At 45.6% G+C, this 20,898-nt stretch carries 15 protein-coding genes; 3 read left to right on the top strand and 12 right to left on the bottom strand.

Annotated elements, in window-relative coordinates; translation table 11 throughout:
• The first annotated feature begins 3 nt into the window (after positions 1-3).
• Complete coding sequence (locus BZA03_RS16505) at positions 4-1,233, top strand: oligosaccharide MFS transporter (RefSeq protein WP_110289367.1); 1,230 nt, start codon at positions 4-6, stop codon at positions 1,231-1,233.
• On the opposite strand, the gene BZA03_RS16500 is transcribed toward BZA03_RS16505, so the two are convergent.
• Positions 1,214-2,206, bottom strand: a complete 993-nt coding sequence (locus BZA03_RS16500; RefSeq protein WP_110289366.1) for a LacI family DNA-binding transcriptional regulator — start codon at positions 2,204-2,206, stop codon at positions 1,214-1,216. The genes BZA03_RS16505 and BZA03_RS16500 overlap by 20 nt on opposite strands.
• 286 nt (positions 2,207-2,492) lie before the next feature.
• Between BZA03_RS16500 and BZA03_RS16495 the strand changes: the two genes are divergently transcribed.
• Positions 2,493-5,933: a hypothetical protein gene (locus BZA03_RS16495; protein ID WP_110289365.1), complete on the top strand. Its 3,441-nt coding sequence runs from the start codon at positions 2,493-2,495 to the stop codon at positions 5,931-5,933.
• 53 nt (positions 5,934-5,986) lie between these two features.
• Here the strand turns inward: BZA03_RS16495 and BZA03_RS16490 are convergent, their stop codons facing one another.
• From BZA03_RS16490 to BZA03_RS16470, 5 genes are all read right to left on the bottom strand, one after another.
• Complete coding sequence (locus tag BZA03_RS16490) at positions 5,987-6,994, bottom strand: RimK family alpha-L-glutamate ligase (RefSeq protein ID WP_110289364.1); 1,008 nt, start codon at positions 6,992-6,994, stop codon at positions 5,987-5,989.
• A 110-nt stretch (positions 6,995-7,104) separates the two neighbouring features.
• Entirely contained in the window at positions 7,105-7,311 is a 207-nt protein-coding gene (locus BZA03_RS16485; protein ID WP_014950964.1) for a hypothetical protein, read from the bottom strand.
• Positions 7,312-7,358: 47 nt separating this feature from the next.
• Entirely contained in the window at positions 7,359-7,670 is a 312-nt protein-coding gene (locus tag BZA03_RS16480) for a helix-turn-helix transcriptional regulator (RefSeq protein ID WP_110289363.1), read from the bottom strand.
• Complete coding sequence (locus tag BZA03_RS16475; protein ID WP_110289362.1) at positions 7,667-9,934, bottom strand: peptidase domain-containing ABC transporter; 2,268 nt, start codon at positions 9,932-9,934, stop codon at positions 7,667-7,669. The genes BZA03_RS16480 and BZA03_RS16475 overlap by 4 nt, the downstream gene beginning before the upstream one ends.
• A gap of 2 nt (positions 9,935-9,936) precedes the next feature.
• Entirely contained in the window at positions 9,937-11,190 is a 1,254-nt protein-coding gene (locus BZA03_RS16470) for an HlyD family secretion protein (protein WP_110289361.1), read from the bottom strand.
• A gap of 418 nt (positions 11,191-11,608) precedes the next feature.
• Between BZA03_RS16470 and BZA03_RS16465 the strand changes: the two genes are divergently transcribed.
• Positions 11,609-13,153, top strand: a complete 1,545-nt coding sequence (locus tag BZA03_RS16465) for a hydroxymethylglutaryl-CoA reductase (protein ID WP_110289360.1) — start codon at positions 11,609-11,611, stop codon at positions 13,151-13,153.
• Between the two features lie 38 nt (positions 13,154-13,191).
• Here the strand turns inward: BZA03_RS16465 and BZA03_RS16460 are convergent, their stop codons facing one another.
• The 6 genes from BZA03_RS16460 to BZA03_RS16435 form a co-directional block, all read right to left on the bottom strand.
• A complete protein-coding gene (locus BZA03_RS16460) occupies positions 13,192-14,142 on the bottom strand; it encodes a VWA domain-containing protein (RefSeq protein ID WP_075177842.1) in 951 nt (316 codons plus the stop codon).
• Positions 14,142-15,200, bottom strand: coding sequence for a vWA domain-containing protein (locus BZA03_RS16455; RefSeq protein WP_110289359.1), 1,059 nt, complete (start codon positions 15,198-15,200; stop codon positions 14,142-14,144). Before BZA03_RS16455 ends, BZA03_RS16460 begins: the two co-directional genes overlap by 1 nt.
• 15 nt (positions 15,201-15,215) lie before the next feature.
• Positions 15,216-15,986, bottom strand: coding sequence for a MotA/TolQ/ExbB proton channel family protein (locus tag BZA03_RS16450; protein WP_014977564.1), 771 nt, complete (start codon positions 15,984-15,986; stop codon positions 15,216-15,218).
• Positions 15,987-16,111: 125 nt separating this feature from the next.
• The gene (locus BZA03_RS16445) at positions 16,112-18,094 is read right to left on the bottom strand and encodes an SUMF1/EgtB/PvdO family nonheme iron enzyme (protein WP_110289358.1); all 1,983 of its coding nucleotides are present in this window, start codon (positions 18,092-18,094) and stop codon (positions 16,112-16,114) included.
• 11 nt (positions 18,095-18,105) lie between these two features.
• Positions 18,106-19,554: a hypothetical protein gene (locus BZA03_RS16440; RefSeq protein ID WP_110289357.1), complete on the bottom strand. Its 1,449-nt coding sequence runs from the start codon at positions 19,552-19,554 to the stop codon at positions 18,106-18,108.
• 77 nt (positions 19,555-19,631) lie between these two features.
• Entirely contained in the window at positions 19,632-20,888 is a 1,257-nt protein-coding gene (locus tag BZA03_RS16435) for a hypothetical protein (RefSeq protein ID WP_014950954.1), read from the bottom strand.
• Between the last annotated feature and the right edge of the window lie 10 nt (positions 20,889-20,898).

Raw genomic sequence — 20,898 nt, 5'->3', positions numbered from 1 at the left:
ATTATGAAGTGGCAGTCAAACTCAGCATACTGGTCGTCCGCATTAACGTTTTTTACGTTTTTCCTGACCTGGTCGTTTTGCTATTCGCTCTTTCCGTTATGGCTAAACCAAACCCTAGGGTTAACCGGAAGGGAGACGGGCGTTGTCTTTGCGACCAACGCGATGGCTGCCTTATTCATAATGCCCGTTTATGGTGTTCTTCAGGACAGGTTAGGAACCGGCAAGCAGCTTTTGTTTATGTTAGGTATCCTTATGGCTGGTGTGGGTCCATTCTTTATCTTTGTCTATCAGCCGTTGCTAGAATCTTTCTTCTTTTTCGGCGCAGTAGTGGGCGCGGTGTATAGCGCGTTATCCTTTGGTGCCGCGGTGGGAACGCTTGAAGCGTTTATTGAAAGGCTTGGTCGGCAACATAATGTTGAGTTTGGTAAAGCCCGATTATGGGGGTCGCTAGGCTGGGCAAGCGCGACGTTTATTGCTGGTGGTCTTTTTAATGTTGACCCTAGGCTGAATTTTGCGCTTGCAACCATCAGCGGACTAGCGTTTGTCATCTGTCTATTCTGGTTGCCTAAATCTGCGAGCACGGCGTCGTCTTCAAACAGCAAAGTCAATTTAAGAGATGTTTGGTCGCTCTTTGGGCAGAAGAAGTTTTGGCGTTTAAGTGTGTATGTGATGGGCGTATCGTGCCTATATCAAATATACGATCAGCAATTCCCTATTTACTTTGCATCGTTATTTACCTCGCCAGAGGAAGGAAACAGGTTCTACGGTTATTTGAACTCACTGCAGGTATTCGTTGAAGCAGGGATGATGTTTGTTGCTCCTTATATTGTCAATCGAATAGGTCCAAAACAGGGCTTGCTGTTAAGTGGGGCCATCATGGCCAGTCGAATGTTGGCTTCTGGTCTGGTTGCCGACCCTGTGTCCATTTCATTGGTCAAATTGCTACATGCATTAGAGCTCCCGATCTTATTGGTCGCAATTTTCAAGTACATTGTAGCGAATTTTGACGCAAGGTTATCGGCGACGATTTACCTCGTTAGCTTTCACGTATTTACCCAGGTAGTAACAACACTTCTCTCATCGCCAGTCGGGGCGCTTTACGACACACTGGGATTCGCAGATGCTTACTTACTCCTTGGCTGTGCGGTCACGGTTAACCTTGTTGTTTCTTTTTGGCTTCTGGAAAATGCTAAGCCTGAAACGTTAGTAACAGTTAAAACGACTGACGGCTGACAAGAGAAAAACGCGCGGTTTCGCGCGTCTTGTCTGTTCTTTCTGTAAGCAGATAATTAAACGCCCACTTACCCATTTCGTAATGAGGAAGTGCCATGGTTGTTAGCCCCGGTTGTAAAAGAGAAGGGATGATATCCCAGTCATCGAAGCTGCCTATTCCAATGTCTTTACCCACTTGAAGCCCAAGAGATTGAACAACAAAGTAGACTTCCATGGCCATTGGGTCCTGACCACAGAGAATAGCGTCAGGTTTAAAGTCTTTAATTAATTCTGCTGCGCGTTTGCGGGTAATTGAGCGCTCTTCATTTTCGTCGCCAATAATGACGGACTCGATTACAAGATTGTCAGGGCTTTGTTTGGCGTCAGCAAACGCCTGCTCAACCCCTTTTTTACGAAGCTTGGCGGCAATGATATTTTCATTCAGGTTCAAAAAAGCAATACGTTTATAGCCCTTGCTCAGTATGTTCGCCGTAATCTCCCGTGCGGCTTCTTGTTCGTCGGGGACTATAGAGGGGAATTTACCATCGCTATCGAAGCAATTAGCAAGCACTGTAGGGACTTCTGAAAACTGAGACGGTAGACGAACTTCCCGATGGTACATTGCGGCATAAATGATCCCTTCCACTCGGTGCTCAAAAAGGTGATTTACGGCTCCTTCAACGCTGTACTTATTCACGTTTACGTTGAGTACCATCAACTCTTTATTGTGCTGCCACGCAAGATCTTGCGCCCCCCTAATAAGGTCAAAAGTGTAAGGCACTCTGAGTAGCTCATCTGCAATAAAGCCTACAACGCCAGATTTCTTGCGACGGGTCATTTGTGCTGCGCGATTGGGACGATATCCGAGTTCTTCGATTGCCTTAAGCACCTTCTCCCTATTCTTGGGTTTAACTGTGGGGTCGTTATTTACTACCCTAGAAACAGTTTTGAATGCGACGCCTGCATGTGCAGCTACGTCTTTTATCGTCACCATAGCAGATTATTCCCAAAAATTTTTTCATCAATATCAACGTGCTAACGCTTAACACTTTTATCACACTTTTGAATAAACTGGTAATAGCCGCGACGATTTTTATCAGCCTCATAAAAATGTAAAAAAAATGTTGAGTTAATGTGCGGCTGACATTAATATCGTAAAGACAACGTTGTTTATTTGTGTGGAAACCCAAAAAAGAATGTCAAAGAACAGCCGTACGATTTTGACATAACCAATTAAAAGTAAACGGACATAGCCTTACAGGGGGCTATGGAGGAAAACCATGAAAATATTAAAACCCACTAACAGAGGGTGGAAATTATCAGGACTCATTTTAGTGGTAAGTGCTTCTCTTACAGCATGTTCCGATAGTGATACTGATAAAAATGAGGTTGAGGCAGAGTTAATTGTTTTACAAGAAGGGCAGAGCCCCTCTGATGTAATTGGCGGTGGAAATCCTCCCGAAGAGCAACAGCCTGATGAAGATATCGTTATCACAGACAACCCAGAAATTTCCGGTCAACCTCTTTTTAACAACCCCGAAAATAGTCAACAGGTGCTCTCTGGCTTTGAATTCTGTTGTGGACAGTATAATACCTACGCTGAACACGGATTTGAAAGCGTGACTGGCGACTTCGACAAATTAGACGGAGGCTGGTGGGGAGCCGATGTTGCAGGTGTTATCGGAGAACGGGTTTTCTCAAGCTTTGGTGATGGATTTGATAGTAGTGACCAAGCACTGGGTTGGATAGGATTTAGTGCAGTTGGCACGATGGAAAGTCCATCATTTGAAATATCCGAACGATTTATAAACTTTCTTGTTGGTGGTGGCGCAAATGGTGTGTCGGAATCCAACACCACAGCGGTAGCGCTGGTTGTTGATGACGAAATAGTGTTGCAGGCTAGCGGTGACGACACAGCTATGAGTATGAGATGGGTCAGCTGGGATTTGGCCGATTATCTTGGTATGACCGCGAAAATTCGTTTTATCGATCACCACCCTGATGACAAATCTGATACTTCTTTGCCTTATTTATTGGCTGATGAGTTTCGTATATCCGATGAAGCGGCCGCCCTTCCAGAAGCAAGCAGTCAGTTGTTAACGTCGGTAAATATTTCTGTCGAACCAGAGGTGGAGGGAATCTCTGCATTTAGACGTGTTTCAGATCCTGGCCAGAATATCGCTGGGTTCGAGTTCTGCTGTGGTCAATTTAACACCTACGCGAATCACGATTTCTTGGCTACGGGAGAAATGGTCAAGCTTGATGGTGGCTGGTGGGCTGCTGATATTGTCAACCATCAGGGCGAGCGAATCTTTTCCAGCCGCGGGGATGGCTTTTCAGCAGACGGCACTGGACTTGGCTGGATTGGAGATGAAGCTACTGGCACGTTAAGCACGCCTCCTTTTGAAATCACACACAAATTTTTAAACTTTTTAGTAGGTGGCGGTACCAACGACTTTCGCAGTGACAATGCAACGGCAGTGGTGTTGCGAGTGAATGGCAAAATAGTGCGTCAGGGCGTAGGGAATGGACTAGAGTCGCAGCTTGACTGGTATACGTGGGATGTGAGTTCATTGCAAGGGCAGACCGCTGTACTGGAGATTATTGACCAGCACGAAGGAGGAGATGACGGAAGTCTCGCCTTCATCATGCTAGATGAAGTCAGACTTGCCGATTTTGCGGCAGTAGAGCCAAATAAACTCGATTTGGTGAGCATGCCAGAAGGCCATGACGTGTCTTTACCTTTGGTAATGGCCGACCCAAATCCGTATTTCCGTGATGGTGAATTCTACATTTATTATTTAATAGATACCGCATTTCATGATTGGTATCTCACTAAAACGAGCAACCTTCAGCAGGCTAGCTTTCCCCAGCGGGTGCTTGAAGCTACTGGAGATACCAATACGCAAGACCAGTGGACGGGCTCAGGCAGTGTTGTGGAAGATGCAGAGGGTCAGACGCATATTTTCTTTACAGGCCATAATGCTGACTTCAATCCAGTGGAGGCAACAATGCATGCCGTGGCGATAGACAACACGCTTACAAACTTTACTAAAATCCCAGAGGATACCTTTACGGGAAGTAATGGATATAGCGATTTTGACTTCCGTGACCCCAAAGTATTCTGGAATGAGGAAACCAATAACTACTGGATGCTTATAACCACACGCTTTGAAGGGCAAGCGGTAATTGGCTTGTATACTTCTGACAATCTTATAACTTGGGCAGCGCAAGACCCCCTGTTTATGATGAATACGCCACTTAACCTTGAAGTGCCGGACTGGATTGATTTTGGTGACAATCAGTTCATGGTGTTTTCAGATCAGAATGACGGCGAAAGGGATATCAAGTATTTGCATCAGACGAGTGCTGGGTGGGAGCTCGGAAACTATGCGTCGCTTGATGGCAAGTTTTATTATGCTGGCCGCACAGCATCTTCAGAAGACGCGACGCTTATGTTCGGCTGGATACCTCATAAAATTACCAGAACTAATGCCAGTGTGGGAACGTTTGGCGGCGACTTGGCGATTCATCAATTGCATCAGACTTCTTCTGGTGAGTTAGCAGTGATGATTCCGCATTCTTACAAAACGGAGTTTGCGGAGCCTATTTCTACCGATATACAGCAACAGGAGGGCTCGGTATCAGGTGTTGCCCCTATCTCATTGATGTCATCCTCTGCTTTTACGTTAGACACAGTGAGCGAAAAAAATCGCCTGTCGATGACGGTAAGAAGTGAAGCATCAGGCGGTAGATTCGGAATTTACTTCCCCACTGAGGGAGAAGGTGAGCAGGTGGCCAGACTTGAATTTGACACCAACAGCAATAAAGCATCATTTTATTTTGGTGACACACCTCCGACGGGTGGTGCGAGCGTAACTCCCACTCCAGCCCTTGAAGGTGAGTCGCTTTTCGTCAGAGAAGAGGCTCCTGAACAAAATATAGCGGGGTTTGAATTTTGCTGCGGACAGCACGGTACGTTGTCAGGGCATGAATTCACAAACGTCACTGGCGATTTCGTAAAGCTTGATGGCGGCTGGTGGGGTGGTGATGTCGCTAACAACGTGGGTGAAAGGGTATTTTCGAGCTTTGGTGACGGTTTTGAGGAAGACGGAACTGCCCTTGGCTGGATTGGTTTCGAGGCAACTGGAAGTGCAGACTCTCCGTCTTTTGAAATTACCAAACCCTACATAAACTTCTTAATTGGCGGTGGTTCCAACCCGTTTGACAGCGCTAATGCAACCGCTGTTGCATTGATGGTAAATGGAGAAGTCGTGCGTAGCCAATCAGGCGTTAATGCTGAAAAAACGGCGGATGATAAGTTTCGAATGGAATGGGCCACTTGGGATGTCAGTGATCTTATAGGACAAACCGCCGTTATCAGATTGATAGATCAACATTCAGATGACGGTACAGATACAGCGCTACCCTATCTTTTGGCCGACCAGTTTAGAGCCGCTGATTTACCTGCGGTCAGTGACGGTGAAGAAGTGAGTTCCGGAAGTTTAGATGCTCAAGTCGCAGTACCTATGGAACTAACCTCTGACGTTAAACTTGATGTGTGGTTAGACCCAGAAGCAGGGCTAGGAACGGTTTACATCAACGATTTCAGAGCGCTCAGCTTCAGACTATACGACCTTGATCAAAGGCCGATAGGGGTTTATACACGAGAGCACAATATTTCAATAGTGGATCTTCAGAGATTCACAAAGAATCCGTAACTATAAGCCATGAGCAGATCACAGAGATGTGGTCTGCTACTTTGATGAGGAGCTCAGCTAGACGTTGTATCTGACAGAAGTTCTATAAGCCTACTCGTAATATCCAAGCCAGTATCGTTTTCTATTTTCAAAAAATAAGGGCTGGGGTTGGCCTCTAAAAAAAAGTATTTTCCCTTTGCACTTTTACGCCAGTCTATCGCACACCAGTGCATACCTAATGCTTTGCATATTTTGACAGCTAGCTGCTGAACATCTCTGGGGACTAGGGTTACTGACACACTGGCGTTGTCGTCATTCCTGTAATCTAATTCACTTGAGTCGATTTGTACGCTGAGTACGTCATTGCCAAGCACATAGCTTCGTACATTCACGCCTGCAATATATTTTTGAAAGGTAACAGGGCGCTCACCTAAAAGCGCATTGAGTAACGGGCGCATGTTTGGTTGTTTATTCACAAACTGCGCAGTTCGACCGCCGCGTACGGGCTTGTAAATAACGTCTCGCATATTGTTACAAAACTGCGAAGCAACCTCGGGTGCATTGCCAACAAAGGTGTAGGGAATATGTGCTCCTAGTTTGCCAGCAATACGCGATTGATAAGGTTTACACTGGTGGCTTCGAACAGCGTCGATAGAGTTCACCCATTTAATGTCGCTATAGCTGAACCAGCAAAGTAGCGTACTTGCTCGCTCTTGCTCAACCCACCCTGCGTTTTCTAGTAAAGTAGATTCACCATCATAAGGCCTATCACCTTGTGTTTGAGCATCTGCACTGGCATCGTTTTTAGCATTATCACTAGGGGCTTTTAGCGGTATGCCAGGTAGGTACTCATGCCAATAAGCGGCCTGGGTATTCGAGAACGTGACTCTAGGTTGGTCGCAAAGTGAAGGCGAATTGAAATGAATTAGCCCGTCATCGAAGTCAGGGTCATAGCTGATCTTCCAAGTAGAACCAAAATGTTGCGTATTGGCGAAATAAAAGGGTGTGTTATTTTGGTGAAGTGCTTTGGCTATATGTTGAATTTGTGGGTCTTGCTCACTGCCTAGTAGTGCGACGTGCATTTGCGTTCCTTGCTAGCGTTGTAAGTGTTCAAAGAATCTAGTAGCCCTTAAAGCAACACATGGGATACTGCCTAAACCGTATCCATGTGTTGACTTTGATAAGCGGTAAGTTACGACAAAATATCAGGTAGTTTGCCGCCGCCTTCACCAATAGCCATGGTTATGTAAACGGGCTCTTTAGGTGTTGGACCGACTACCGGCACACTTTCACTTAGGCGAGCTCGTAGTCCGCCGGATACCTCAAATAGCTGAGATTCAGCAACGGTAGCAAGCTTAGAATTTGCTGGTTGGTTCTGAGTTAATGGATGGTTTTTCATAATGTACGCTCCTTGTAGTGGCGTGGTGAGTAATGAAGTGGACACGCTTACAGCGAAACCACTTCTTGGTAAAGGGTTCTAAAACAGCAGGCAATAAGCACAGAACGGTTACTAATGTTGAGCTTTTTGTAAATGTTGGCGCAGTGAAATTTGACGGTCCTTTCACTGATGAATAGCTCTGAGGCAATAACCTTATTTGAGCGTCCTTCCATTATTTTGTGTGCAACTTGTAGTTCGCGTTTTGATAAACAGTCAATGGGGATAACGCTGTTCCGAGCGGTAATGCCGTTCGCATCTATTTGCATGCGTTCAGCTGCTGTCATCAATACTGCGGGTTCTCTGATTTCATGTGTTTTCATAGTGTTTCTCCGTGTTTACCTGATGTTGCGCTTCCTGTTACTTCAGTGGGAGGGCATAGATGTAAGTTGCCGTTTTCCAGACGATAAACCTTGTCTGCCATGGCAATTGATTGAGGCCGATGTGCCACAATAATTCGCGTCATATTTAGAGACTTAAGGTGATGATTTATCTGAGCCTCGTTTTCCATATCTAGGTGACTGCTTGCTTCGTCTAAAAATAAAATGTCTGGCTCTTGGTAAAGCGCTCTTGCTAGAAGCAGGCGCTGTTTTTGACCACCACTTAAGCTGCTACCCATATCACCGACCAAGGAGTGGTATTGCATAGGCATCTGCATGATGTCTTCATGGATACAGGCAAGCTGAGCGACGTAAACCATTTTCTTGAGGTCGGGAGCTTCTTCAAAGCAACAGATATTTTGCGCGATGGTGCCGCTTAAACAGGTATCCTCCTGAAGCACTGACGCGATGACTGGGTTTGTAGAGCTTGGGTGTTCAATATTGCCTTCTGAAACAGGGTACAGTCCCATCAGGCACTTAAGCATTGTGCTTTTTCCACAGCCGCTATCGCCTGTGATTGCGACGATCTCTCCGCTATGTACCGAGAACATTAGATTTTTAAACACCCACGCATTGGTCTCACTGTAGCGATAACTGAGCGCCGTCGCTTTAAGCGCTACAGGGCGAGTTTTGGCATCAAGAAGCGAGGGCGTACTTGCGCCATCAGGCGTTAAAACGTTAGGTGCAAGTGAGTTGGACGTGGATGAGTTGGGGACGTCTGCATTACTAAAATGAACGTTTTGTTTTTCAAATGTATCGTCCTTAGTTTTTAACGACAGAGGCTTCTGCTGTGATGGTGTGAGTAAAATGTCGCTTAAGCGGTTGAAATGAACACCTAACATACTAAGCTCAATCAGCTTGTTAACTACGCCATCTAATGCGCTGACAAAGCGAGCTTTGTACGCCATAAATGCCAGCAGCATCCCTATCGAAAGGGTTCCTTCCATAACCAGGCTGGCACCAATATACACAACGACCAAATTTTCAGCGCCAAACAATAGCTGATTGGTCAGTGCGCTGCCTATGTTGATCTTTCCAAGAGTGATGTCTTTGTTTAGCGTGGCGACAAGCTTGTTTTGCCACTGCCCGTGGCGCTGTACTTCTTGGCTGTATACGCGAATAGGTAGGATAGCGCGTACGCTTTCCATAAAGTGACTTTGTTCTAATGCTGCAAGCGCAATGCGTTCAGTGGTAAGACGTTTAATAAACGGCAGCAGTCCAAGACGAACGGCGAGGTAGGCAAGCATGATTGCCACTACAACCAGCGTGAGTTTGGGCGAATATAAAATCATTACTGCTAGCGTGATCACTGCCATAAGCCCGTCTAACAGCGCAGTAACCAGGCCAGTGGTTAGGAACTCACGAATACTCGCCAGTGAGCCAAAGCGGGATACCACATCGCCAATATGTCGCTTGTCGAAGTAGTCCAACGGAAGCGATAATAAGTGCTTAAATACCGACGCCGACATTTGAAGCTGAAGGCGAGACGACACCGACAGAATAACGAACTTTCTTATCCCGCTAGTAAAAGTTTCTATTATTAGTAGCAGGGCAAACCCTATTGCCAGCGCTTTCAGTAATGCATCGTTGTTATAAATCAATACATCATCTACGACTGTTTGCATGTAATAGGGTGAAGCAAGTGCAAATAACTGCAACACAATCGATAACGCAAAAAGGGTTAGAAGATTGCGCTTAAACCCTGTTGTTCTAGTGAAGAATTGACTAAGACCCAAACGTGGCGCGGACTTCTTGGGACTAAATGTGTCGCTAGGCGTGACTTCAAGTGCAATACCGGTAATGTACTTCGACGCCTCAGAATAAGTGAGTTTTCTTTCTCCAAGCGCGGGGTCGTGAATGGTAAGGGTTTTTCCCTTCACTTTAGTTAACACAACAAAGTGATTCATGTTCCAATGTAGAATTGCAGGGCAAGATAATTGCGCCAAGTGCTCCATTTCTATCTTGATGGCGCGGGTTTGGAAACCCAAATCACTGGCAATGCGCATTACGTCTTTTAACGTAGTGCCTCGTAGCGACACAGACACAGACTGACGTAGAGCATTTAGATCACGTTTATCAGAATAGTACTGCGCAATCATAGTCATACAAGCAAGTCCACACTCAGCTGCTTCGCTTTGCAGTACAACGGGCACACGCTTTTTTGTATAAAGGATTTGCGTTGAAAGTGGAAGTGTAATGTTCATCATGATTACAGCTTCCCAGTAATGCTATACAGTGGTTCCATTAACCACTCCATCAACGTACGTTGACTTAAATCTACGTCTGCAGAAAATGTCATCCCAGCTTTCAGTGAAATATTGTTTCCATAAGCCAATATTTCTTTTGTATTTAGCGTTGCAGTAACAAGATAAGCGGGTTCACTAATAGAAATAGGGATGTCGGTAAGCTCACCAGGTAGCACCAACGAAGGTGAAATGTTCACTATCTCCCCTGACTGCACACCAAATTTTTGATAAGGAAATGCGTCGTATCGAATATGCAGGGCTTGGCCTTTGCGTAAAAATCCAGCAGACCGCACGGGAACTGCAATACGCGCTTGAATGTCGGCATTTTTAGGCAGTAAGGTAAGAAGCGGGCGAGAGCTATCGATGGTATATCCCGCCTTTACTTGAAGGCCGGATATCACGCCATTGTGAGGCGCATAAATCGTTTCTTCTGCGTTACTCTTGTGACTTACTATTTGCTGCGTGAGATCGCTCAAGGTGTTCTCCACGTTTGCCATTTCATTGGCCTGCTGTTGAGGCAAAGTGGCAAGTTCATGGTGGAGAGCAGCGATATTCGCCTTTTCGTCATTTTGGTCTTTTTTGGCCAACGTAAGCTGTTGTTCGGCGGTCAATCTTTGTAGCGTATGGTTTTCATAGTCTGCTTGGCTAATGTGCCCTTGATTAAGTAAGGTTTGCGCTTTCTCCCACTGCTTTAGTGCTAGTGCCCACTGGGTTTGCGACAATTCAACGATGGCGTCTAAAGCCGTTAATGCCCGTTTGGCTTGGCTCAGTTGTTCTTCTAAGCCTTGTCGCTGCGCTCTATGCAACACATCAAGACGTTGAATACTTTGACGTGTTCGATGCCGCTTTGCTTCAAGCTCAGCGAGCAACTGCGTGCTAACTTTATTACCTGATGCATCATCGCTACTGTAGTTGATCTTAATTAGCGGCGCGCCCTTACTCACTAATTGACCTTCACTGACCAATACATCAAGTACTTTGCCGCGCCTTGCATCGGCATAGAGCTTAAAAACGCCATGACTGGGTTCCAGCCATCCACTCACTGATGCCTTTCGTGCGTAGCTTCCCGTATTTAGATAAATAATCACTGCCAAAATCCAGACCACAAGCAGGCCAGCTATTGCAGAATAAACAGGTTTTGGGGTCATTAAAAAACGTCCATCAACAGCATTTGATTGCTCATCAATGACTTCCTTTCTAAACAGTCCTGTTCTCATCTCCATTCCTTTTTTGTTTATGCATTTGCGTTGCAGTGCTTATCTAACTTTGTTTGGGTCACGTTAAAGGTATCTGGCCGCCACTTCCGTTTAGGCTTTTTCTCCTTGGCATCACAGTCCTTGACGCCTCCGTTTTGTTACTACCAGATACCTTGTGGTCACCATTACTGCGGTGACGGTGTTCACTTTAGGTGGGTTGGGAACTTGATGAATTACTGCTAAGGTCTATATTTCAGTAGCACACGGTTTCACTGGTGTTGGCGCATTTTTGAAAGCGGCTGGCTCAAATTTAAAAGTGGTTCAGACACAAATAATTGCCAGTAAAATACAAAGAAGTCATAGAACTGTATAAAGAATGTGCTATAAAAAACAAAGGAATATGAAAATAACACGGTAAGAACACACAGAAGGAAGCCTCATGTTTGTGCCCAGCATACTTTTAAAGCAACTCTATACACGCGCAAGTCTTACGAAGACAGATAAAGGCTTATCTTTTTCTCTGAAAAACAGATTGAAAGACGCAACCATTAAAGAAGTAAAGTGGATATCTCTTGATGGCGAAAAAATTCCAGAGCATAAAATTTCACTCCAGTTAACTCCCGACTCCATTATTTCCGTAGAAGCATTAAATAAATCAGACGGAGAGCCCTTTGGCTTGCGTCAAACCATTACCGTGCATTTAGATATTGATGAAGCGCCGTGCCCAGAAAAGCGAAAACTGGGTATTTGCTTTTCTGCTTCGCCTTTTGGAAAGCTTAAATTTGAAGTGGAAGACAATATTACTGCGCCAGGACAACGCAGCGCTTTTATTCCTCGTGACGACATGAATGACTACGGCGAAAGTATTATAAAAACACGCCAAGAATATTTCGAAAGCGCCACCAGAAAGAAAATTGATCACGTAGGTAAGTACTCAATCGATCCGCAAGCACTTAAGGGGAATATTGAGCATTTTATTGGCGTGGCGCAGGTTCCTATCGGTATTGCAGGGCCGTTGAAGATAAACGGAGAGCATGCACAAGGGGAGTTTGTCGTGCCGTTAGCGACAACCGAAGGTACGCTGGTGGCATCGTATAACCGAGGCATGAAGCTGCTTAACATGAGCGGTGGCGTAACGGCAACGGTCGTCGACGATGCTATGCAGCGAGCCCCTGTATTTATTTTTGAAAATGCACGGGGTGCCAGAGATTTCGTTAAGTGGATTAAAGCAAACTTTGAGAAGATTAAAGAAGAAGCAGAGGCGACCTCAAGTATTGCTAAGCTGACGTATATCGACCATTTCCTATCGAACAAATTTGCGTTTTTGCGTTTTAACTTTAAGACCGGTGACGCAGCGGGTCAAAACATGGTTGGCCGTGCTACCTTCGCAGCATGCGGGTGGATTCTCGATCATTATGAGGGGATAGAGAATTTCTACCTTGAGTCTAACTTTGCTACAGACAAAAAGGCCTCTCAAATAAATATTATGCGTACCCGTGGTAAACGGGTGACAGCTGAAGCCACTATTAAACGCGAACATCTATTAGAAGTAATGCGCGTAGACCCCAAACAGATAGATTATCACGGCCGTGTAGCTGGCGTAGGATCTTTCTTGTCTGGTGTGAATAACACGGGTCTGCATTCACCAAACGGTATTACTGCTATGTTTATCGCCACAGGGCAGGATGTTGCAAACGTATCTGAATCGTCGGCGGCAATGATGTATTCAGAATTAACAGACGACGGTGACCTGTACGTGTCTATTACCATTCCATCGCTCATCGTAGCGACGTATGGCGGTGGTACAGGTATAGGTACACAGCGCGAGTGCTTAGAGTTACTGGATTGCTACGGGCGAGATCGCGTGTATAAATTTGCAGAAATTGTGGCGTCTGTGGTGTTGGCTGGAGAGATATCACTAGCATCAGCCATTAGTTCGTCAGACTGGGTGTCGTCACACGAACAGTATGGCCGAAACAGATAAAACCTTGGCCAACGAGGCGATTCATCGGCCAATAGAGACTAAAAATATTGGCCGATGAAAGCGCCGCGGTTTCGCTTCGCTACCGCCTGCATAAATGCACTAAAGCGCTGTGCGTTTCCATTACTTCGGCTAAAGCCTACGCCGTGTATACGAATAACAGGCTGTCCATTGGCACCTTGGTTAGCTTGGGTAATCTGACTTACAATCTGATCTAAATTCGGCCTTTGATAATCATCGCCAAACACATAAAGACTCACACGCCCTTTGGTGTTTTTATACAGTTTGATGGCTTTAAGGATCCCCGCTTCAGGCTGACTCGCCCCTCCTTTAAAGCTCTTCATTTGGCTCATTGCGGTATCTCTCATTGTTTGTCTGTCATCTAGCCATTGCCCAGCTCTACTGGAAAACATAAAGCTTCCGTCAGCAGACATAATCTGAAAACCTTTCATTTTAGGATGGTTTTTTAAAATGTCGTTTACGATGGTGATCACGCGATTCCAACCACTGCCAGAGGACATGGAACCCGAGTTATCGATAGCAAAAATAACGTACTCAGCATCGGTGGGAATTCCACCAACATCGTCGTCAGGGGTATCTGTCGGATTCGGCGTATTTAACATAGCGGTTGCCTGGCGTATTTCGTTACGCAGCGACGAAGCTTTGTCTTTCAGTTGATTAATGGTTTGTTGTGCGCGTGGTATCGATGAGTCTAAATTGTCTTTCTGTTCCGTGACGGAAGCGGTTTTGCTTTGTGCTGCTTTCAGTTCTTGTAGCTTATCTGACAGTGCGCCTTTGAGCGTTTCCACATCAACTTGAGCCTGTAATACCTGGTCAATAAGAACACTTACGTTACTAGGGCCGCGCTCAGTGTCTTCAGTGCCGTTTTTGGCCAGAAGCACCAGCATGACTACGGCGCCGAAAGCACAGGAAATTATGTCGAGAAAGGCAATGTTGAATACCTCAACGGGGGCTCGTTGAATTTTGCGCATTAGGGCCACTCCGGAGCAGGTGATAGGAAAGTGCCGCTTGTTGCGCGGGTCCATTCCCAGTACATAGGTGAAGCAAAAGGATCGCCCTCAATGGGCAGCAAAATCACATTGTAATGCACGCCTTTCTTAGCGCGCTTAACGGTTTCAACAAATAAGGTCTTACGGCAATCTGATGAAATTGACTTTTTACTACTAATGAAGCTTTTGCAGCTCATAGGTAGTCCGTCACCCAAGGTAGGAAGGCCATCGGTGACAATATACACATCGGTGATGTTTGGGTTAGCCTTAAATAAAATGCTTAAACCTTCTTGAAGGTTTGTTCCTCCATTGGGGACGACAGCACCGAGGTCTTTAACTATGGCGTTCATCGAACCGCTGACTTTGGCACTATTTACATCACGAAGGCCTAGTGTGGTAGCGGTGTCTGAAAAAGTCACTACGGTGACTCTTGATTCTAAAGGAACACGAGCGAGCATCCATTGGGCTACCCGCTTGGTGCGTATCCACTTCGGCGTAGAGACTTTCTGGCTATCACTCAACGCTAACTTGCCTAAAATATCCACCAAGTTATCGCCCATCATTGACGCACTTTTGTCAATTAGCAGACCTATTTCTGGGCCTTCTATTTTCATGCCAGTGATGTAGTTCTGTTCGCCGGTACCTTGCATTTGAATGTTGGCTGACTTTTCTACTTCTTTAGACAATGCGGCTAGCTGGTTTTCAAGATCAGCCACTACTGCCATTTCAGTAGACATATCTTGCAGTAGTTTTGACTGGTCTTGCGTTGTATCTGCTTGCGCTTGCTGAGCATCGTCTTGCTTCGCTGACTCAAGGGCAATTTTATCGTTTAACTCGTCAATCGACTTTTTGAGTTTTTGTTGTTCTTGCTCTGCGGCGGCGAGTTCTTGCTCTAATTTTTCTTTCTCTTCAGTTAGTGTAGGTGTAAACGCTTTAAAGTCGACCAGAATGAAAATAAGAATAACCGCGCCAAGGCCACAGGCCATAACGTCTAAAAACGCCAGGTTAAATCCGTCTTCGGCTTTACGCACTTTAGGCATTACTGTCTCGCCTAATTAGTTGTGAAGGTGTGACAGAAGGTGGTGTTCACAAGACTCTTGTGTGCGAATTACCATAGTGTCTTGGCGACCATTTAACAGGTGCATTAACAACATTAGAATAAGCGATATAAAAAGCGCGACGAGCGTAGAGTTGAACGCAACGCCTAGCGAAGCCGTCATTCCCGCGATATCACCATCTAGGGCTGCGTCTGCTTGCGCAAGGGCTGCGCCAATACCGCGAACAGTGCCAACGAAACCAATCGAAGGGATAGCCCAAATAATGTAGCGAATCACGTTATTACCACTTTCAAGCTGGGCAGCAATATTCTCTACCGAAGCGTGGATTGCATCGGCAGCATGCTGCACGTTCTGTGTGTTTTTAAAGCGTCTAATGCAGTTTATCCACGTGCTGTATGCGGGGGTGTCGCTATAAGATGAAGACGAAAGCTCATCTAACGCTTTATCTACATTTAGTGGCGTATCTTTGTTGTGCTCAGGCAGTAAGTCTCGTGAGTAAATCTCTTCTTCATCCAGCAGCTTCCAAAGTTTGTAAACCATTAGGAAAATGCAAAACAGCATCAGCGAGATACAAACCTGTTGCTCGATATCTTTAAGAATAACCCAGAAAGAGGATAGGGACGCTGTGCCAGCTGTTGCCATGACTTTTTCGGCTGCGGGGCGAATGACGCCCGCAAATAGGAAATGTACCAAGGCAAATATAAATAGAAAGACCCCACCACTTACAAGAAAGCTGGGGTTCATTGACAACGTATTCTCTTTATTCATCATCATTCCTTGATAGTTAAATGTTAGTTGGAAAGTCTTGCGGCGAATCTAACGATACAAAGTACGCACTTGCCGTGCCCGCAATGGCCAACAATACTGCAGCAATGATCAGTTTCTTTTTCATATTAATTCTCGTATCTCGCTATGCGAAAGCCTATATCGTCAGCAGGTTCAGTCTCACCGCTGCGCACGCTTGCGCGAATATTTTTAAGCCGACCCGTTTGAAACGACGCGCCCTTTACTACGTGTTTACCTTGCCCAACAGGGCCTAGATAGTCGGCAAAAGTACCAGACTGGTTTGATGGTGAATTCTGGTAAACATCGTGGACCCACTCACGCACATTGCCATCTAAATCGTAGAATCCACCACGTTCAGCTTTGAACGAACCAACAGGGGCTTTGTCGACAAATCCGTCATCGTAGTCTTTTAAAATGAAGGTCTGTTTCCCACTTAGCGATGCATCAGCGAAGTTACCTTGTTTATCGCGAAGCCTAAACTGATTACCCCAAACAAAGATTGTTGGTGATGCTCGGCGATTCATTTTTGCAACGAATTCCCACTCGGCTTCCGTAGGTAAACGATAGCCTTTCGAGGTTTTATCAATACCAGTTACTCTGCCATTTTGAACAACATAAAACGGTGTTAAACCTTCCTTCTCGCTTAGCCAATTTGTAAACGCAACCGCATCACTCCACGAAACATTCGTGATCGGTAGCTTGCTGCTAGCGCCTTTCCCTGCGAACGCGGCGAACTGCGCCTGAGTAATCTCGTGATTAGACATCCAGAATTTACGCGAAAAAGATACGTCTCTTTGTGTTTCATTGCGCTGGCGATCCTTTTCGTTTGCAGGAGAGCCCATAGTGAAGGCCTTGGGTGTAACAAGCGAAAGTTGAATACCCAGTGTATTTGCAAAAAGCGGCTTACCTTCACGCCGTCTTGCTTCAAACTCTGTAAGCATATCAGCGTGTACTTTCACCGGCTTGTTTGCACTAGGTGTAATTGTCTTGGTAACACTGCGATATCCTTCACGTTCGAATGTTACTGTGTGCGGTAAAGCTTGAAGCGTTAAATTAAGCGGCGTTTGACCTTTAGACGAACCGTCGATGAAAACTTTTGCACTTAACGACGCGCTTATATTCACTTGTCCTCGCTCTTCTTGAAGGTTGAACGTAAGCGCTTTGTTCTCGCCGGGAGCTAGCGTGATCCGCTGGCTTTGTGAAATAAATCCGGTTTTTTCATACTTGACGATATGTGGCGTATTCGCATCCACACGAGATCTTGTATCAGTCGGTTTATTATTTACTGTAAGTACGCCGCCCTGAGGGTCTGTTGAAACTGTTATCTGTGCTTGAAGGGGTTGAAGGTTATAGTTTCTTGTCGGGTTAGGGCGTTGGCTAGTGACTTCAATGGTGTCTTCCAATGGCTCTAGCCCTGACTTCGTCACGACAATTTCGTACTTACCGCCATTCATATTAATAGAAAGTGGCGTGACACCCATATCTTTACCGTCAAGGGAGACATTGGCACCAGAAGGGCTTGAGTTTATGTTAATTGCGCCCTTAACTGGAGAAAGTGAAATAACTTGTTCAATTTCCTGCGCGATATCTGCATCAAATTGGATCTCACCCGTTTCATAATGCGGATGACTGGCGCTTGCTCTGTAGCTGCCCTTTTTTAATTCCGTTACGTAGGTTCTCGATACCGCTACTTTCTCAGCGTTTAAATGCCAGGTTATTTCACTCAACGAAGGGGAGGTTGATAGGGTGACTTTTGCCGGTAAAGGAACGAGCGTAACATTAATAGTGCTTGGCGAGTTGTCGTTAATAACAACCGTGGCGTCTTGATATTTTGGGGCCGAAACCTGGACTTCAGCATGGCTACCAAACACGTAAAGCTTGTCACTAATGAACATCGCACTACCACTTAAAACAGCAAATTGCGGATTTTGTGCTGCACGTTCTGGAGAAACTGCAAAGGCATAACCTTTGGTAAGAAACAGCCAGCCAAAATAAACAACGAGAACGGCGGCCAGTCCTATTAATGAAGCTATAGCAACGCCTTTTCTTCGCTTCTTTCCTTTGGCTATGGCGTCATCAATACTGCTCACTAGATAGGTCCTTATACTTTTTCAGTACATACAACATGTACTGATAGGTTGGTGTCTGACGGTGAAACTACAATCTCTTGAATGGTTGAGCGATAACCCTCACGGCTCCCTTCAATGCGATATGTACCAGGTTTCAGCTGAATGGTTTTTGTTTTTACTTCCCCCACGAGACCTACTCCAAGTACTTTAATATAGGTATCGTTATCCGACGTTATTGTTACGGAACGGGGCTGATTGATATTGTCGATCACTTGCTCAAGCGAAGATATTTGGGCACGCAGTTTTGCGCTTTTTTCTGCATGTGAACCTGCTCGCGCAATGTCTTTAAGGGCTAGATTTCTGACGTTGTTATCCGATAAACGTTCTGGCCGCCTTTGGTAAGCGCTCAACCTTTTTTCTGCATCGAGTATAGCTTCGGCATTTTGTTTGGCCTCAAGTAAAGCAGGGCTGGCTGGAAAGTTAGCGAGGCCTTTATTAGCTAGCAGCTTTACGGTTTGCCATTCATCTGCGCTGACAAACAAGGCGACTTGATTTTCAATTTTCTGCTGCTCTTGTGAAGCAATTAAAGACGCGAGCTTTTTACTAATGGTTGCAAGCTCAGTGCTTGAAGCTTTTAGGCTTTTGGCGTCATTGAGGAATTCTGCGGCAGCAGGGTAGTCACCTTGCTCGATAGCTCGATTTGCCTGAGCTAGCAGCGTATCAAATCGGCTGTCTTGCAATTGCCGGTTAATAGCGTCAAGTGCTTGCTGTGCGTCCTTACGGGCAGGATCTAACTGTACTATTTTTGCGTACGCTTCGCGCTGTTTGCTGATGTTGTTTTCGACCTTACCAATGCGTGCCTGCTCGTAGGCGTCTTGCACCTCGTCAAATACATCAATGCGTTGCTGCAAAATGTTAGCTTTTTCGAAATCAGGGTTTATCGTTAACGACGTTTTGTTTAGATTAAACGCGCTTGAAACATTTCCGTTATTGAAGGCAAGGAGGGCGTCTTCATAAGGTTGAGTGTAGGCGTTTTCGTAGTCAGTATTTATTGTGTTAACTGAGCTCTTTATATCATCCAGTGCATTCATAACTGCGCCGTAGTTGGATGCGCCATATTCATTAAACGCGGTATTCAACTTGCGCTCAACTTCACTCGCTTTTCCTAGGAACATCTGGGAGTGCGAAACGCGACTAACCAAGTCGTTTACACTTTGTTTTGACTCACTAAGCGCCATTTGAAGGGCTTTTCGTTCTTCTTCATTAACTTCCACAGCGGGTGTAGCTTTTGCGGTTTGGGGTACTGCTGTTGTGTCATCCGTGGCGTCCGTAACGTTCGATGTGACAGTAGGCATATATGAGATAAGGAGCACGCCTGCAACGCCTATCAACATGACCAGTGAAAAACCGAGCAGTGACTTTTTTATGAGTGCCTTTTTCTTTGCTCTGCTTTGCTCTATTTGTTGCTCAACGCTTGGCATGCGTAACCCTTTACTCTCTAACTTAACAATAGAATAGATATCTTATTTAATGGTTTTGATAACACCAACGACTGGGCTTATAGCGCAGTCATTGGTGTGGATTCCATGTCATAGATATCTTTAAGGCGAGCGCGAAGCTGGTAGTATTGTTCGCTTGCTGTGCCTTGAAGCTCAATTCGTTGATTGTCTATTTCAACAATTTGATCGGCTACCTGAATATCAAGGTTTTGACCCATTTCATCGAATAGATCCCGTTGGGCGTGAAGCTCTTTGTTAGTTTTGATTGCTTCGCTCAGTGTACCAATTGCGGCAATACCAGCACCTGCCGCGGCTACTTGACCAGCCGTTGAGCTAGAGTTAGAGCCTAAAAGCACTGAGGCGACTGCGAATAACCCTGCCGTGACTTGTTGTGTGGTGCGCTCTGCTTCAAGTTCTCTGATTTTCTTGGCTTCAGGAAGTGTCTCTTTCTGGTACTTACGATATGGCTCTTCAGTGGTTACCCAAAAAGAATCATAGGTTTCTTGAAGGCTATCAATAAATTGTTCATCTTTTGCCTGTATGGCGCGCACGCGACGAAGCATTGGATCGCTATCTGAAGGCGCACTTACTAGCTCAATCTCACCTCTTCTGCCTTGGGTAAGGTATTGGCTAAACGACTCAGGGCTATACATTTGTGCGTAGCGCAGGTCTGACACCATTTGCACTTCTTGCTTGTAGGCATCGGATTTCTTTATAAGCAAATCATAAACGAATTTTGCAATTTGCTCGAAAACTGGGCCGTTAGGGTTTTCGCCGCGAGACATGGCATCGCGATACCAGCCTTCACTTACGCGGTATTCAAATTCTTCTTCACCCCACACTGTGTTTTTAGCGTCCATCACTTTCACGCCAATTTCTACAGTTTCGGTATCTGAATAATTAATTTTGCCCAGCACGTAAACATCGGCAAGTGCAGAAGCATCTGGCGTTACGTTAATGCTGCCGAAAGATTTGGTTTCACCTAGGGCTTCTTTCGTCGCTATCGCAAAGCGGTTAGCTTCTAAGCGACGCACTTGAGGCCAAATCCCTTCCTCTTCTATTTCATCGTAATCGATAGTGCCATCACGTTCTGTTGGAAAGCCCGGGTCAAATACAGGTATGGCAACATCCATGTAAATTTCGGAGTTGTAGTTGTAGGTGTTTTTTTGTGCACCTAACGCCTGACCGCCTCCTGGGCCTACCATAGATGGTCCTACACTGGTGACATTAGTCTGCGTTGAGCCACATCCGCTCAAGAGTATAAACGATGCTGTTGCGACCACGGTAAACAGGGCCTTGGGTTTAAATGAAGACATATCCTTTCCT

The organism is Alteromonas sp. I10, assembly GCF_003201515.1.
Classification (GTDB): Bacteria; Pseudomonadota; Gammaproteobacteria; order Enterobacterales; family Alteromonadaceae; genus Alteromonas; species Alteromonas macleodii.
The sequence above is the reverse complement of the archived record's forward strand: the minus strand, read 5'-3'. Positions and strand labels throughout refer to the sequence as shown.